This window comes from Sorangium sp. So ce836, from assembly GCF_028553905.1.
Taxonomy (GTDB): domain Bacteria; phylum Myxococcota_A; class Polyangia; order Polyangiales; family Polyangiaceae; genus Sorangium; species Sorangium cellulosum_D.
The window spans coordinates 636,700-651,872 of the sequence record NZ_CP102233.1 but is presented as its reverse complement, the minus strand read 5'-3'; the positions used below and the strand labels follow the sequence as shown (position 1 = coordinate 651,872).

Below are 15,173 nucleotides of genomic sequence, written 5' to 3'. Positions count from 1 at the left end.
CGGCGAGATTACGTCACTTCTTGAGCTGCGCCAGGAGCTCCTTCGCCGGGGCGAAGTCCTTCTCGTTGTCGAGGGCGCGCTCCAGCATCTGGATCGCCTTCTTGTCGTCGTTCTGACGGTGGCTGATCACGCCGAGGTAATAGAAGACCTCGCCCTTGCTGATCGGCGCGCCCTCGTCGAGCTTCTGGAGGAGCAGCGCGCGGAAGGTCTTCTGCGCGCGGTCGATGTGCGCCGCCTTCGCCGCGTCGTCGCCCGACTCCGACAGCTCCAGCGCCAGCACGCCGAGGTCGCGGAGGATGGCGATCGAGCCCGGGTCGATCTTGAAGGCGGTGTCGAGCTCGGCGAGCGCGCGCTCCCGCTGCCCCTCGGCCAGGTAGGCCTTGGCGAGGCGGTGGTGGATCGCGGCGAGATCCTTCGAGCGGCGGCCGCCGTAGGACTCGACGATCTGCTGGAGCGCCTCGGCGGCCTTCTGGCCGCGGCCCGAGGCGCTGTACGCGTCGCACAGCGCGAGCAGGAGCTCGCGATCGCCCGGCACGAGCTCCGTGGCCTTGACCAGGAGGTCGGCCGCGCGGCCGGGGTCGCTCCGCTTCGTCAGGTGGATGCCCGCCGCCTTGCGGTAGAGCGCCACCTTCTCGGCCGGCTGCGCCGCCGTCTCCGCGTCGCCGGTGATGAGATCGGCGAGCTCGGTGAAGGCCTGCTGCTTCTCGTAGAGGGCGAGGAGCTGCTTGCGGATGTCCTGCGCCGACGCGTCCGCCGCGAGGCCCCGCTCGAGCACGCGCCGGACCGCGCCCTCGTCGCCGAGGGACCGGTGCAGATCCGCGAGCCGGAGCGACGTGCTCACCGCCTCGGGGCCGCTCGCGTCCTCGAGGATCACCTCGAGCCGCTGCGCCGCCTCGGCCTTCTCCCCGCGCTGCTCGTGCAGGCGCGCCAGCGCGAGGAGCGCGCCGGGGTGGCGCGGCTCGCGCTCGAGGACCGCGCGGTAGGTCTCGATCGCCCGGGCCGTGTCGTTCAGCCGGGCCTCGTAGACCTCGCCGAGGCGGACGCTGTACGAGAGCTCCGCCGCGACGTCGCCGCGGTCCCTCGCGCGCTCGATCTGCGTGACGAACAGATCCGACAGCTCCTGATCGCGGCCGGTCTTCTCGAGCAGCTGCGCGAGCAGGACCGTCGCCTTCTCGTTGTCGGGCTGCTCGTCGAGGACCGCGCGCAGGTGCTCGGTCGCCTCGCTCACGGCGTCGAGCCGCGAGAGGCAGATCTCCGCGCTCTCGAGCCGCAGCGCCGAGCGGGCCTCGGGGGACTCGGCCAGGTCGGTGAGCCGCTCGAGGAGCGCGAGCAGCTCCTTGTGCTTGCCGGCCTTCGCGTAGAGCTCGCGCAGCGCGGTCGCGGCGCGCGCGTCGCCCGGATCCGCCTCGAACAGCGTCTCGTAGAGCTCGATCGCCGCCGCGTCGTCGCCGAGCTTCTCGCGCGCGACCGCCGCGGCGGCGTGCCGCGCGTCGCGGATGCGATCGGCCTCGGCGTAGAGCTCGGACTGACGCACCAGCAGCCGGAAGACCTCCTTGTGGTCGCCCGCCTCCTCGCGCACCTTCGTGAGCTCGGCGAGGGCCCACGTGTCGCCCTCGTCCGCGGCGATCATCTCGCGCAGGATCGCCTCGACGAGCTCCCGGTCGGAGAGCGCGCGCTCCGCCAGCTCCTTCGCCTCGCGGCGGAGCTCGGCCGCGGTCCCCTCCATGCCGTCGAGGGCCGCGATCCGGCGGAGCGTGCCGATGAGGTCGCGCTCGCGCCCGGGGGCCCGCTGCAGCTCCTCGATCGACCGCAGGATGTGCTCGCTCGTGGGATCGTGCGTGAGCGCCGCCTCGTACGCCGCCTCGGCGGCCTTGGCGTCGCCCACCTTGTTCTTCTGCCACTCGGCGATGCGCATCCAGAGGTCGCGCGCCGTGTCGACGTCGAGGTCGGCCCCGGCCCGCACCGCCCGCTCCAGCGCGGCCGCGGCGCTCGCCCAGCCGCCCGTCAGCGGGGCGAGGCGCTCGATCTCGCCGAGCACGTCCGGGTCCGACGGGTCGTCGGCGAGCGCCTTCTCGAGGGTCTCCAGCGCCGCCCGCGGGTCGTTCGAGCGCACCTCGAGCACCTTGGCGAGGTCGAGGCGCATCCGGATCCGCTCCACGCCGGTCGGCGCGAAGCGGATGCGCTTCTCGTAGAGGCGCGCCAGCGCGGCGTTGTCGCCCCGCGTGCGGTAGACGCCCTCGAGCGCCTCGGCCGCCTCGTCGAAGAGCGCAGGATCCTCGGTGAGCGCCTCGAGCGCGGCGCTCGCCCGCTCGTGATCGACCGCGCGATCGAGCGCCTGCCGCAGGGTGTTCAGCCCCTGGGCCTTGTCGCCGAACGACTCGATCTGGATCACCGCGAGCCGGTAGAAGAGATCCGCCTGGTCGCGATCGCCGCTCGTCACCGCGACGCGCCGCTCGAGCACGTCCGCGAGCGCCTTCTCGTCGCCGAGGCGGCCGTAGAGCCGATCGAGCGCCTCGAGGAGCTCCGGCGTGTCGCCGGCGTGCTCGACGGCCTTGGCGTAGGCCTGGGCGCTGCGCCGGTCGTCCTTGAGCTTCTCCTCGGCGATGCGGCCGATCCGGAGGAACAGGTCCTTCGCGATCGTCGCGTCGAAGGTCGACGCGGCCCGCTGCGCGAGCGCGTCGCAGTAGCGGCCGAAGCCGTCGGTGCGCTCCGCGAGCCGCTCGATCTCGCCGTGCAGCGACGCGTCGTCCGGCGCGTCCTCCAGGGCGCGGAGCAGCGCCTGCTCCGCCTCGAGCGGCCGCCCGAGCTGCACGTCCTGCACCGCCGCGATCGCCCGCAGCGTCTCGGCCCGGTCGGACGGCTCGGTCTGCGCGCGCAGGCGCAGCTCGAGCGCGGCCGCGAGCTCCTCGTGGCGGCCGGCCGCGCGGAGGACGGGCTCGAGCACCTGGGCCGCGTCGAGGCGCAGCTCCTCGCGGCCCTCGCCGATGGCCCGGACCGCCCGGATGGCGTGGTCGTTCGCCGGATCCTCGTCGAGGACGAGCCGGTACTGCTCGATCGCGTCGCTCGGGCTCTCGAGCTCCCGCGCGTAGAGGTCGCCGATCGCCGTCCGCAGCTTGACGCGCGCGTCCCGGTCCGCGGCGGCGCTCGCCTGGAGCATGAGGTTCGACAGGAGCTCGTCCCACATCCGCTCGGCCCGGTAGAGCCGCTCGAGCGAGGAGAGCACCGCCGGGTCGCCCGGCTTCGCCTCGAGCGCCGCGGTGAGCGCCGTGATCGCGTCGCGCGGGCTCGAGAGGTCCTTCTCGTAGCGCTCGGCGGCGCGGACGTTGAGGTCGTAGCGCAGCTCCTCCTCGTCGGGGCCCGCGAGCTCGACGCGGCGGCCGTAGAGCTCCACCAGCCGGCTCGCGGCGCCGCGGGGCTCGTGCAGCTCGATGAGCGCGTCGATCGTCATCGCGCTCTCGGGGTCGAGCTCGAGCGCCCGCTCGTACGCCTGGATGGCGCCCTCGGTGTCCTCGAGCATCTCGAGCTTGGTCTCGGCGATGCGCCGGCAAATCGAGGCGTTCTCCTCGTCCGACGCCATCTCGCTCTTCTTCTCGAGGACGGCGATCAGCGTGTCCCAGTCGCTGAGCAGCACGGCCAGGGTGTCCATCTGCTCGAGCGGCTCGGGGTCGCTCGGGTCGAGCGCGGACAGGCGCGCGTAGGCGCGGAGCGCCCGGCGCGGGTCGTCGATGCGCGTGTCGTAGACCTTGGCCAGCGACGAGAGCAGCTCGCGCTTCGTGAGCTCGTCGGACGTGATGGTCACGCCCTGCTCGAGGCTCTCCGCGAGCTCCTCCCAGGCGCCGAGCTGCTCGGCGAGCCGCTCGAGCTCGCCGCGCGTCTCGCCGTCGTCCGGATCGAGGCTGAACGCCGTCCGGATCGCGTCGAAGGCGCGCAGCTCGTCGCTCCCGCGCGTCTCCCAGAGCTTCGCCGTCTCGCGCAGCACGGCGACCTTGTCGCGCGCGTCCGAGGCGAGGCCGAACCGCTCCTCGTTGAGCCGGATGAGCTGCCGCCAGTCGTCCGCCCCCTCGTAGAGCGGCCGCAGGATCTCGACGATCCGCGCCTTGTGCTGCGGGTCCTGGATCAGCGCCTCGAGCGCCCGGATCGCCTCGGCGTGCGTCGGCACCTCGCCGACGATCGCCTCGAGCTGATCGATCGCGCCCGCGGTGTCCTCGAGGCGCGTGCGGAGCAGCTCCGCCAGCGCGAGCCGGTAGGGCGCCGCCCGCTCGCCGTCCGGCGCCGCCTCGGCGCGGCGCAGGTAGAGGTCGGCGAGGTCGCGCGGCCGGTCGAGCTCGCGGTAGAGCTCGGTCAGCGCGTCGAGCGCCCGGGCGTCGTCCTCGTCGACGTCGAGCGCCGCGCGGTACGTCTCGATCGCGAGCGCGGGCTCGCGGAGCTCCGTCCGCTCCAGGCGCGCGATCGTGTGCAGGGCGTCGAGCCGGTCCTCGTCCTTCCGGTAGTCGAGCGCGGCGCGGTAGAGCTGGATGCGCTCGGCGTGGCGGCCCTCCTTGATGAGCAGCCCGTCGATCGCGTCGAACAGCTCGCGCGAGTCCGGCTCGAACTCGTGCGCGCGCCGGTACCACTTCAGCGCGTCGGCCACGTCGCCGAGCTCGGCGTAGAGCTCGCCGGTGCGCCGGCTGAGCTTCGCGCTCGACGCGTCGTCCGAGGTGAGCTCGCCGAGCTCCGCCGCGTAGATCTCCGCGAGCCGCCGCTCGGCGCTCGCCACCTTGGCGAGCCGCTCGAGCTCCGCCCAGACCCCCTCGTCGGTGAGGTCCTCGTGGAGGAGCTTCGCCACCGTCTCCAGGGCCGCGCGGTAATCCTCGAGCTGCTCCTCGTGCAGCGTCGCGAGCCGCTGCAGGAGGTCGCGGCGCTCGACCGGGTCCTGGCTCGCGGCGAGGCGCGCCTCGAGCGCGACCCGCACCCGGTTCCAGTCCGCCCGGCGCAGGTACACCGGCTCGAGCATCTCGCCGGCGCGCGCCCGGTGCTCGGCCTCGGCCGAGCCCGCGAGGATCGTCTCGAGCAGCGAGACGGCGCCCTCGTGCGCCGGATCGATGAGCAGCGCCTCGGAGAGCTCGTCGAACGCGCGCTGCAGGTCCTCGGTGTGCCGGTGCGCGACGAGCGCGATCTTGACGTGCAGCTCGGCGAGATCGCCGGCGCGCACGTCGAGCTGCCGCTCGTAGAGCCGGATGAGGTCCTGGAAGCGCTCCGCCTCGCGGTAGAGGCTGTCGAGCGCCGCGATCGCGTCCGGGTGGAGCGCGATGTCGAGGATCGTCTCGTAGGTCGCGATCGCGCCCGCCTGGTCCCCGAGCGGGCCCCGCTCGAGCTCGGCGATCCGGAAGAGCAGCCCCGTCTTCTCCTCGTCGCTCTCGGCGTTCTCGACCCGGAGCTTCAGGATCTCGAGCAGCCGCCCGGCGTCGTTCGCCTCGCCGTAGAGCTCCTCCAGCGCGATCATCGCCCGCCGGTCGTCGCCGCGGGCCTCGAGCGCCTTCTTGTACTGCTCGACCGCGAGCTCGCGGTTGTCGAGCTTGTGCCGCGCGAGCTCGCCGACCCGGAGCCGGACGTTCTGCTGCACGTCGCCGTCGAGGATGTCCGGCGCGATGCGCTGGAACAGCTCGCACACCTCGGCCCAGCGCCCGGTGGCCTCGCCCAGCCGCTCGACCGTCTCGATCCAGGTCGTCACGTCGGGCTCGCCCGCCGCCTCCCGCACGCCGCGGAGCGCGTAGCCGAACGCCCGCGACGTGTCGCCGAGCGGCCCCTCGGCCGTGCGGAGCGCCTTCTGCAGCGTGGCGAGCCGCTCGCTCGGCAGATCCGAGGTCTCGACCTTGATCTCGAGGACCCGGAGGAGGCGCTCGGCGTCGCCGTCCGCCTCATAGAGCGGCTCGAGCGTCTCGGCCGCGTCCCGGCGCGCGTCGTCCCGCTCGAGCATCGCCTCGAGCGCCGCGCGGCAGCGCGCGTTCGACGGGTCGAGCGAGAGCGCCTGGCGGTACGCCTCGAGCGCCCCCGTCGCGTCGGCCTGGTGCAGCCGCCGCACGTCGCCGAGCCGCGCGAGCAGGTCGAGCCGGGCCGGCGTCTCCACCGCGAGCGACAGGTCCGTCTCCAGCGTCTCGGCGAGGTCGACCCAGCGCTCGTCGAGCTCGTAGAGCGCCTCGAGGGCCGCGAGGGTCGAGCGCTCGGGCCCGAACTCGTCGAGCACCGCGCGCCACGCGTTGATCGCCTCGGGCACGTCGGCGAGCCGCTGCGCGAGCGTCTCGGCCGCCTTGGTCATGGCGCGCCGCCGCTCCTCCGGGTCGGTGGTCGACTGCTCCCGCGCCCGGAGCACGGAGACGAGCTCGCGCCACTGCGACGTCCGCTCGTAGAGCCGCTCGAGCGCCGCGAGCGCCGCCGCGTCGGCGCTGTCGTCGCCGAGCCGCGCCTGCCACGCCTCGATCGCCTTGGCCGGGTCGTCGAGCACCGTCTCGTACAGCGTGCCGATGCGCTCGTAGAGCGACCGCCGCGTGTCGGCGTCCTCCTCGAGGCGCACCTCGATCGCGAGCACGCCCGCGAGCGCCTGGTGCTCCTCCTTCGCCGCGTAGATGCGGCCGAGCGCCTGCGCCGCCGGGATCACCAGCGAGGGGTCGGTCGGATCGATGGAGAGCACGCGCCGGTAGACCTTCTCGGCCCGGTCGGCGTCGCCGAGGAGATCCTCGCAGATCCTCGCGACTTCCATGAGGATCTCGCCGCGGATGGAGGCGGCCCCGCACGCGTCGGCGGCCGCCGTGAGCACCTCGGCCACCTGCTCGTGCTCGCCGAGGCGCCGGCCGATCTCGATGAGCCGCTCGCGCGCCGCGAGGTCCTCCGGCTCGAGCGGCAGGAGCTCCGACAGGCTGGCGAACGCGCCGGCGTCGTCCTTGAGCCGCTCGTCCTGGAGCACGCTCACGCGTCGGAGCAGCTCGCGCCGCTCCGACTCGGTCTCCGCGCCCTGGCGCCGGATCTCGAGGACCCGCACGAGCTGCCGGATCTCGTCCCGCGCCTCGTACACCGCCTCGAGCACGCGCGCCGCCCGGAGCCGGAGCGCCCCGATGTCGAGCAGCCGCTCGACGAGCTCGCGCGCCTTCGGGTCGTTCTGCCGGATACGGAGCACGTCCTCGAGGTGCCCGAGCGACCCCTCCGGCTCGTGCAGCCGGTCGAGGTAGATGCTGCCGAGCGACAGCTTGATCTCCACGCTCTCGGACTCGATCGCCGTCTTCAGGCGCTGCTCGAGGAGCGCCGCGAGGTCGCGGAAGCGCCCCTCGCGCTCGTAGAGCTTCTCCAGCGAGTCGAGCGCCGCCGTGTAGAACGGATCGAGCTCGAGGATGCGCTCGTAGTAGCCGATGGCCTTGGCGGCGTCGCCGATGATCTCCTCGGCGATCAGCGCCACCTCGTTGAGCAGCTCGATGCGCTCGCGCTGGTCGGTCGTGCCCTTGGCGGCGCGGTCGTAGAGCTCCTCGAGCTCGCCCCAGCGCTCGGCCGCGGTCAGGATCTGCTTCAGCCGCTCGAAGGCGCGGTGGTTGTTCGGGTCGAGGCTCAGCACCCGCTCCAGGTAGGGCTTCGCGCCCTCCGGGTCGCCGAGCTGCTCGTCGTGCAGGCTCGCCGCGCGCTCGCAGAGCTCGACCTCCACGGCGCTGCCGAGCACCTTGTCGCCCTCGGTGCGCCCCGCGACGAGGTGCACGCGGTAGGCCTCCGCGAGATCGGTCGGGCGGCCGGCGCGGCGCGACAGCTCCGCGGCGCGGTCCCAGAGCTCGATGTCGTCCGAGAACTCGTGCAGCGCCCGGAGCAGCGCGTCGAACGCCGTCCCCGCCGCGTGCAGCTTCGTCTCCTCGACGTTCGCGAGCGTGAGGTAGAGCTCCCGCCGGCGCTCCGGGTCGCGCTCCGCCTCGAGGATCACCCGCAGGGCCATGGCCTCGCGCCGGTGGTTGCCCGTCTCGGCGTACTCGACGGCGAGCACCCTCGCCGCGCGCACGCGCGTCTCCGGGCGCTCGACGAGCCGCGAGAGCACGGCGATCGCGTCCGGGTCGTGCGCGGTCAGATCGAGCGCGCGCACCGACGCCTCGAACGCGTCCGTGGGCCGGTCCAGCCGGTCGAGGTAGAGCGTCGCGAGCTCGATCTCGCGCCGCGCCCGCTCGTCGCCCTCGCTGACGTCGCGGTGCGTGGCCACGATCTCGGCCGCCGCCTCGTACTCGCCCGCGGCGTTCAGGAGCCGCGAGAGCACCCGGAGCGCGTTGATGCGCCCGGGCGCGAGCGCGATGACCTTGCGCAGGAGCTCGATCGCCTTCGCCGGGTCGCCGAAGACCTCCTCCTCGAGCGTCGCCCACTCCTCGAGGATCTCGGCGCGATCCTCGCCCCCGACCTGGCTCGCCCGGAGGTCGAACAGCCACCTCAGATCGGCCTGCCGCTCGTTCGCGCGGAGGAGCGCGTCGAGCGCCCTCACCGTGGCGTCGTCGGACGGGTCGTCCTCGACGAGGCCGCGGTAGACGGTCACCGCCTCGTCGAGCTTGCCCATCTCGCGCGCGTAGACCTCGGCGAGCTTCAGCCGGAGCGTGCGCTGGACGTCGGTCGTGAGGTCCGTCGCCGTCCGGAGCCGGCCCTCGACCGCCTCGACGAACGGCCCCCAGGAGCCCGCCGCCCGCGACCAGGCCTCGAGCAGGTCGAGCCCCTCCTCGTCGGGCTTGAGCTCGTAGGCGCGGCGCGCGTAGCCGAGCGCGCTCGCCTTGTCCGAGAGCGGGCCGCCCGTCACCGCCGCGAGCTTGCGCAGCATGCCGACCTGGGCCTCGGCGTCGTCGGTCGCGTCGAGGAGGATCTCGTAGAGCGCCGGCAGCCGGGCCCACTTCTCCTCCTCCTCGTAGATCGGCACGAGCGCCGCCGCGGCGCGCGCGTCCTTCGGCGAGACGCTGAGCACGCGCTCGTACGAGCGCGCGGCGCGCTCGGGCGCCTTGAGCTGCTCCTCGAAGATCCGCGCCGCGCGGAAGGAGATGTCGAGCTTCGTGGTGGGGTCGGTCGCCTTGTCCGCCGCGCCCGAGAGGAAGTCGACGAGGCCCTCCCAGTCGTTCTGCGAGGCGTAGAGCTCCTCGAGCCCGTCCCAGTCGCCCGCGGCGAAGTACGCGTCGCGCAGGACGCGGAGCGCGCGCGCGTGCCCCGGCGAGAGCGTGAGCACCCGCCGCCACGTCCGCGCCGCCTGGGCCGGGTCCTTGAGGCGCTCGGCGTACACGGCCCCGAGCTTCTGCAGCGAGACGAGCCGCGCGGCGTCGTCGGCGGCGAGGTCGACGCGCCGCTCGAGCACCTCGGCGACCGTGGCGAAGTCCTTCTCGCGCTCGGCCTGCTTCTCCAGCGCGTCGAGCACCCCGGGGGCGCTCGGGTCGAGCTCGAGGATCCGCTTCTGGAGCGCGATCGCGTCGGCGCCGCGATCGAGCCGCTCGGCCGCGAGCTTGGCCATCTCGCCGAGGAGCTCGATCTTCGCGGGGCCCTCGGCGCTCTCGAGCTTGCGCTCGTAGAGCGAGTAGAGCTGCGGCCACGCGCGCCGCTTCAGGTAGAGCTCGCGGAGCTTCTGCTGCGCCTCCTCGTCGATCGGCTCGACGGTGAGCAGCGCCTCGTACGCCGCGATGGCGTTCTGCACGTTCGAGAACTGGTCGAACCAGCGCCGCGCGACCGCGCGGTAGAGCCCCGCCTTCTCGGCGCGGCTCTCGGTCAGCTCGGCGAGCCGCTGCTGGTACGAGAGCAGGTCGCGCCAGCGGCCGAGCGCCTCGTAGATGCGGGTGAGCTCCCGCACGGCGTCCACGTCCTTGTCGTCGAGCTGGACGATCTGGGTGAGAACCGTGACGAGCGCCGCGTCGTTCTTGGCGCGGTCGCGGTAGATCCCGGCGATCTCGCGGAGCACGGCGACCCTGCCGGCGACGTCGTCGGCGGGCGTGCGCTCGAGGTCCTGCCGGTAGAGCTCGACGAGGGCGTTGTACCCCTCGGTCTGCAGGTAGAGGCGCTTCAGGGCGTCGCGCGCCTGGCGGTTCTCCGGATCGGTCCGGAGCACGGACTTGTACTGCTCGATCGCCTTGGCGGCGTTCTCCTGCGACTCGGCGAGCCGCGCGAGCTCGGTGGCGATGGCGCGCTTCTCGGGGCCGTCGGGCAGGGCGCGCTGCGCGTCCGTGAGGATGGTCGTGAGCCGCGGCTTGTCGCCGCGCTGCTCCAGGACCTCGCGGTAGAAGTTGAGCATCCCGGCGTGCGCCGCTTCGGCGCGCCGCACGCGGTCGAAATAGGGCTCGGCCGCCTGGGGCTGGCCGCGCATGCGCCAGTGGACCATGGCGATCTGCACGAGCATGCCGAGCTCCTCGCCCGGCTTCACGCCGCCGCTGCGGAGCTGGTCCTCGTAGAGCGCGACGAGGCGATCCCAGTCGCCCGCGGCGGAGTACGCCTCGGCCAGGAACGAGAGCGCCTCGGGCTGGCCGGGCGAGAGGTCGAGCACCTCCTCGTAGGCCGCGACCGCGCGGGCCGGGTCATCGAGGTGGGTCTTGATGGTGCGCGCCGCGCGGAGGCCCGCCGCGATGCGGTCCTCCTTGGCCTGGGCCTCGGCCTTGACGAGCGACTGGACGCGGACGACGGCGTCCCAGTCGCCCGCGGCGGCGAAGGCGATCTCCGCGAGGTTGGCGGCGCGGCGGTTCTTCGGGTCGAGCTTGAGGGCGAGATCGATGAGCTCGGTCACCTTCTCGCCGAGCTCGGCCCGGCCGTAGCGGTAGCCGATGTCGGCCGCGCTCGTGGTGAGCGCGCTCTTGAAGGCGCCGTCGGTGGCGGCCTCGGCCTCGGCCACGTAGCGGTCCACGAGGTCGCGCCACCGCTCGCGCTTCGAGGCGTCGGTCTCGAGGGCCTCGGCGGCGGCGTCGTCGTCGGGGCGCAGCTCGAGCAGCCGCTTGTAGGCGGCCGCCGCGCGGTCCACGTCGATGAGCTCCTCGTGGTAGACGCGGGCGAGCTCCGCCTGCATCGCGCCCTCGACCGGACTGCCGGCGGCGAGCGCGATCTCCAGCTCGAGCAGGCGGGCGACCGCCTGCCACTCGCGCCGCTGCTCGTGCCGCGCGCGGGCCGCGCCGAGCAGGCGCTCGACGTCCCCGGCGCCCGCGCCGTTGTTCGGAGCGGTCACGGCCTCCGCGAGCTCGTTCCAGGCCGCCTCGTTTTCGGGCTCATCCTGCAGGCGCCCAAGGGCCATCCGAATCGTCTCAACGCTCATCGTCTCTCCGCGGACCTCGCGAGATCGGTCCGGTCCGTTCACGGGCCGGGCGAAGATAGCCGGGCGGCCGACACGGTTTCAAGGTTCCTGGCCCCCGCGGGTCGGGAAGCGCGGGCGGAGCTTTCGCGTGCTTCTGCCGCGGGGACGGCCAGCGGGCGGGCCGTCGGCATGGGCGGTTCACCGCGCCCTCGGCTTCGGGTATCAACCGCGGCCATGGAAGCTACGACGATCAAGCGCTTCGGGGTGATCGGCGCGGGCCAGATGGGGCGAGGCATCGCCCAGGTCGCCGCGGCCGCGGGCCTCGAGGTGGTCCTGTGCGACGTCTCGAGGGCGCTGGCGGAGTCGGGCAAGGCCCAGATCGCCGCCATCCTCGCGAAGCAGGTGGAGAAGGGCAAGATGGCCGCGGAGGCGCGGGAGGCGCTCCTCGGCCGCGTGGCGGTCGCGGACGGCATCGCCGGCCTGTCGGGGGTCGACCTGGCCGTGGAGGCGGTGACCGAGAGCTTCGAGGTGAAGAGCGGGATCTTCAAGCTCGCGGACGCGGCGATGCCGAAGGGGGCGATCCTGGCGTCGAACACGTCGTCGATCTCGATCACGCGGCTCGCGGCGGTGACCGGACGGCCTGAGCTGGTCATCGGGATGCACTTCATGAACCCGGTGCCGCTGATGAAGCTGGTCGAGCTCGTCCGTGGGGTGCAGACGTCGGACGCGACGTACGAGGCCGTCCGGGCGCTCGCGGTGGGGCTCGGCAAGACGGTGATCACCTCGAAGGACCAGCCGGGGTTCATCGTGAACCGGATGCTGATCCCGTTCCTGAACGAGGCGTGCTTCGCGCTCCAGGAGGGGCTGTCCACGCCGGAGGACATCGACGCGGGGGCGCGGCTCGGGCTGAACCACCCGATGGGGCCGCTGGAGCTCGCGGACCTGATCGGGCTGGACACGGTGCTCTCGATCGCGGAGGTGCTGCACCGGGAGTTCGGGGACTCGAAGTACCGGGCGCCCACGCTGCTGCGGAACCTGGTGGCGGCGGGGTGGTACGGGAAGAAGAGCGGGCGGGGGTTCTACGTGTACGACGAGAAGGGGCAGAAGACGGGGCGGGCGGTGTAGCGGAACGGGCGCGGCTGCAGCGGAGCCAGCGGAGGAGGGGGCGCGGCTGCAGCGGAGCCAGCGGAGGAGGGGGCGCGGCTGCGACCGAGCCAGCGGAGGAGGGGGCGCGGCTGCGACCGAGCCAGCGGAGGAGGGGGTGCCGCGCGGGGGGCCGGCGGGGGCCCCTCCCACAAACTCGCGCCTTTTGGGGGGCTATTGCCGTGGGAATGGGTGGGTCGGTCCCGGAGGGCGTCTCAAGGAGCACGCCGGCGCTCGGGTTTGTGGGGCCCTACCCCGCCGGCCCCCCGCGCGGCACCCCCTCCTCCGCTGGCTCTCTCCAGGGCGGGACAGGGGTGGAGGGCGGGGCTGCGCTGCGGTTGGGAAGACGGCCTGTCTGCGCGACTCCCCTCGATAGCGCGCGGGCCGTGTGCACTTATCAAAGTAACGAATGAGCGCCACCGCGGGGCATTTGCTGGGGTCGCTCGAGACTCGACGTTCGTTCCATGTCCCAGAGCGGGCGCGTGACCTCCGCTGGAAATCGCTCGCTCGTCGGCTCAGCCACGGGCTCAGCATAGCGGGCCCAGGCGGTCACGAAATGACCCCTTTCCCCGGCGCGCGGCGCGCGCTTCCCCCCGGCGCGGCGCGCTGCTAACCACCGGTCATGACCGCTCAAGAACAGCAGCCGGGGGTCCCTGCTCGCGGTGCCCTCCAGTTTGTCGCCGTCGAGCGCGCGGGCCACGTCGCCACCGTGACCATGCAGCGGCCCGACAAGCTCAACGCCCTGAACCCCGCCGTCCTCGGCGAGCTCACCGCGGCCTTCCACGACCTCCTCGCGCCCGCCGAGGGCAACGAGGTGCGCGCGGCCGTGCTCACCGGCGCCGGCAAGGCGTTCGTCGCCGGCGCCGATATCGCGGAGATGGCCGCCATGAACAGCATCGCCGCGAAGCGGTTCGCCGAGGCAGGCCACCGCCTCGCCGACCTCATCGAGACCGCGCCGTTCCCCGTGATCGCCGCGGTCAACGGCTTCGCGCTGGGCGGGGGCTGCGAGCTCGCCCTCGCCTGCGACTTCATCTACGCCGCGGAAGGCGCCAAGCTCGGCCAGCCCGAGGTGAACCTGGGCGTCATCCCCGGGTTCGGCGGCACCCAGCGGCTGCTGCGGCGGGTCGGCCCCGGCCGCGCGCGCGAGCTCATCTACTCAGGCGACATGATCACCGCCGAGCAGGCGCTCTCGATCGGCCTCGTCAACGCCGTCTTCCCGGCGGCCGAGCTCCTCGCGCGCGCCCGCGAGACCGCCCTCAAGATCGCCTCGCGCGGGCCGCTCGCCGTCGCCGCCGCCAAGCGCGTCATCCTGCGCGGCGAGAGCCTCGACCTCACCGCCGCCAACGAGCTGGAAGCCCAGGCCTTCGCCGCGCTCTTCGGCAGCGAGGACCAACAGCTCGGAATGAAAGCGTTCCTGGCGAAATCGCAGGCCACGTTCACAGGAAAGTGAGTTTCCGAACAGCGGGCCGGAAGACCCAAAAAAAGACCGCGTGTCATGCTGGAGGGGGGCCAGACATGACCGCGGCAGGGAAACCGCAGCGGCGCGGAGAACGTCCGCTGCGGTGCTCGAAATAGCCCGCACGCGCTCCGGGCCGGGGGGGGAAACCGCGCCGGTGCGCATGCGGTGCTCGGAGTGTGGCACCCGGAAGCAGGTTGTCGATAACAAAGTGCAACCGATGCACGCGGATGAGCGGATTGCTCCCAGCACGATGACAGCCAGGAGACGGCGCAGCGCGCACACCGCCGATTCCCGCGAATGCGCGTTCGAGCCGGGCATACCCGCGCGGGAGCAGCGTCCGGCGGAGTCGCTCGCCGCACGCTCGAAAAGAGAGCACGAGAGCCCGCCCCGTCACGTCAGGCTCCGCGACGAAGCGAGCCAGACACGGAACACTTGCTCACAAGTAAAGAGCCAGGACGAACAAAGCACACTGCGGCGAGAAAATCACCGGAACGTGCGCCGCACGCGCGGGGCGGCGCACGCTCCGAGCGGGCCCCGGGGGCGAGCGGCGATCCCAGGACGAGCAAGTAAAGAGACTTTAACTACAGAAACACATCGCTTGCAGCTTTTTCGAGGAAGCTTGTCCGCGTGCGTCTCGGTCAATTTCGCGGACTCCACGTTGCGCGCGGAGGACGCGAGCGCGCATCGCGCTGCCTGTCGGCGCGACAGGGCGGCGCCACGCGCGCAGGACACCACGGCAGCGGCGGACCGGCCGCTCGCAATGGCGCGAGGGCGGGCGCGGGACAGCGCGGGCCCCCGCCGCGCCGGACCTCCGGACGCCGGGAGCGCTCCGCGGACCGCGGCGGGCTGGACGGCACGCGGCGGCAGCCCGCGCGCGCGGTTCGTCACGGAGCTCGGTCCGGCGTGAGGCGCGCCCGCGCGGACCGCGGAGACAGCCGCCGCGAGCGCACCCGCGCGCGCCGCGAGACGGCCGCCGCGAGCGCACCCGCGCGCGCCGCGAGACGGCCGCCGCGAACGCGCCCGCGCGCCTCGGGGCAGCCCCGCGAGGCGAGCGCCTGCCCCGCGGCCGCGGCGCGACGTCCTTGACGCCGGGCGCGAAACGGGACTACCGAGCATCCATCTGACAATCCACACCTCGGGTGCCCTCTGGGCATAACAGGGAAGCCGGTGCGAAACCGGCGCGGTACCGCCACCGTGAGTGGGGAGCCGCCTCCAAAGACCACTGGGCCTCTGAAGAGGCCTGGGAAGGTGGACGCGGCGCTGGGAGCCCGAAAGGCTCCCTGAACCCATGAGCCGGGAGACCTACCCGAGCCCCCCACGAGGTGCAGCTTGCGCACG

Annotated in this window: 3 protein-coding genes and 1 riboswitch; of the genes, 2 read left to right on the top strand and 1 reads right to left on the bottom strand. The window is 73.2% G+C overall.

Features of this window, described 5'->3' with window-relative positions; all coding sequences use genetic code 11:
• Positions 1 to 13 precede the first annotated feature (13 nt).
• Positions 14 to 11,233 carry a tetratricopeptide repeat protein gene (locus tag NQZ70_RS02450; RefSeq protein WP_237244942.1) on the bottom strand — a complete coding sequence of 3,740 codons (11,220 nt, stop codon included), beginning with the start codon at positions 11,231 to 11,233 and terminating at the stop codon, positions 14 to 16.
• Positions 11,234 to 11,467: 234 nt separating this feature from the next.
• Here NQZ70_RS02450 and NQZ70_RS02445 point away from each other — a divergent pair, with 234 nt between their 5' ends.
• The gene (locus NQZ70_RS02445) at positions 11,468 to 12,358 is read left to right on the top strand and encodes a 3-hydroxyacyl-CoA dehydrogenase family protein (protein ID WP_129572785.1); all 891 of its coding nucleotides are present in this window, start codon (positions 11,468 to 11,470) and stop codon (positions 12,356 to 12,358) included.
• Between the two features lie 640 nt (positions 12,359 to 12,998).
• Positions 12,999 to 13,826, top strand: a complete 828-nt coding sequence (locus NQZ70_RS02440) for an enoyl-CoA hydratase/isomerase family protein (RefSeq protein WP_129572784.1) — start codon at positions 12,999 to 13,001, stop codon at positions 13,824 to 13,826.
• A 1,129-nt stretch (positions 13,827 to 14,955) separates the two neighbouring features.
• Positions 14,956 to 15,160, top strand: a riboswitch (cobalamin riboswitch).
• Positions 15,161 to 15,173: the final 13 nt, after the last annotated feature.

Bases quoted from the DNA above. Each gene is read 5' to 3' on its own strand.
- NQZ70_RS02440 (WP_129572784.1), top strand. From the start codon at position 12,999: ATGACCGCTCAAGAACAGCAGCCGGGGGTCCCTGCTCGCGGTGCCCTC.
- NQZ70_RS02450 (WP_237244942.1), bottom strand. From the start codon at position 11,233: ATGGCCCTTGGGCGCCTGCAGGATGAGCCCGAAAACGAGGCGGCCTGG.
- NQZ70_RS02445 (WP_129572785.1), top strand. From the start codon at position 11,468: ATGGAAGCTACGACGATCAAGCGCTTCGGGGTGATCGGCGCGGGCCAG.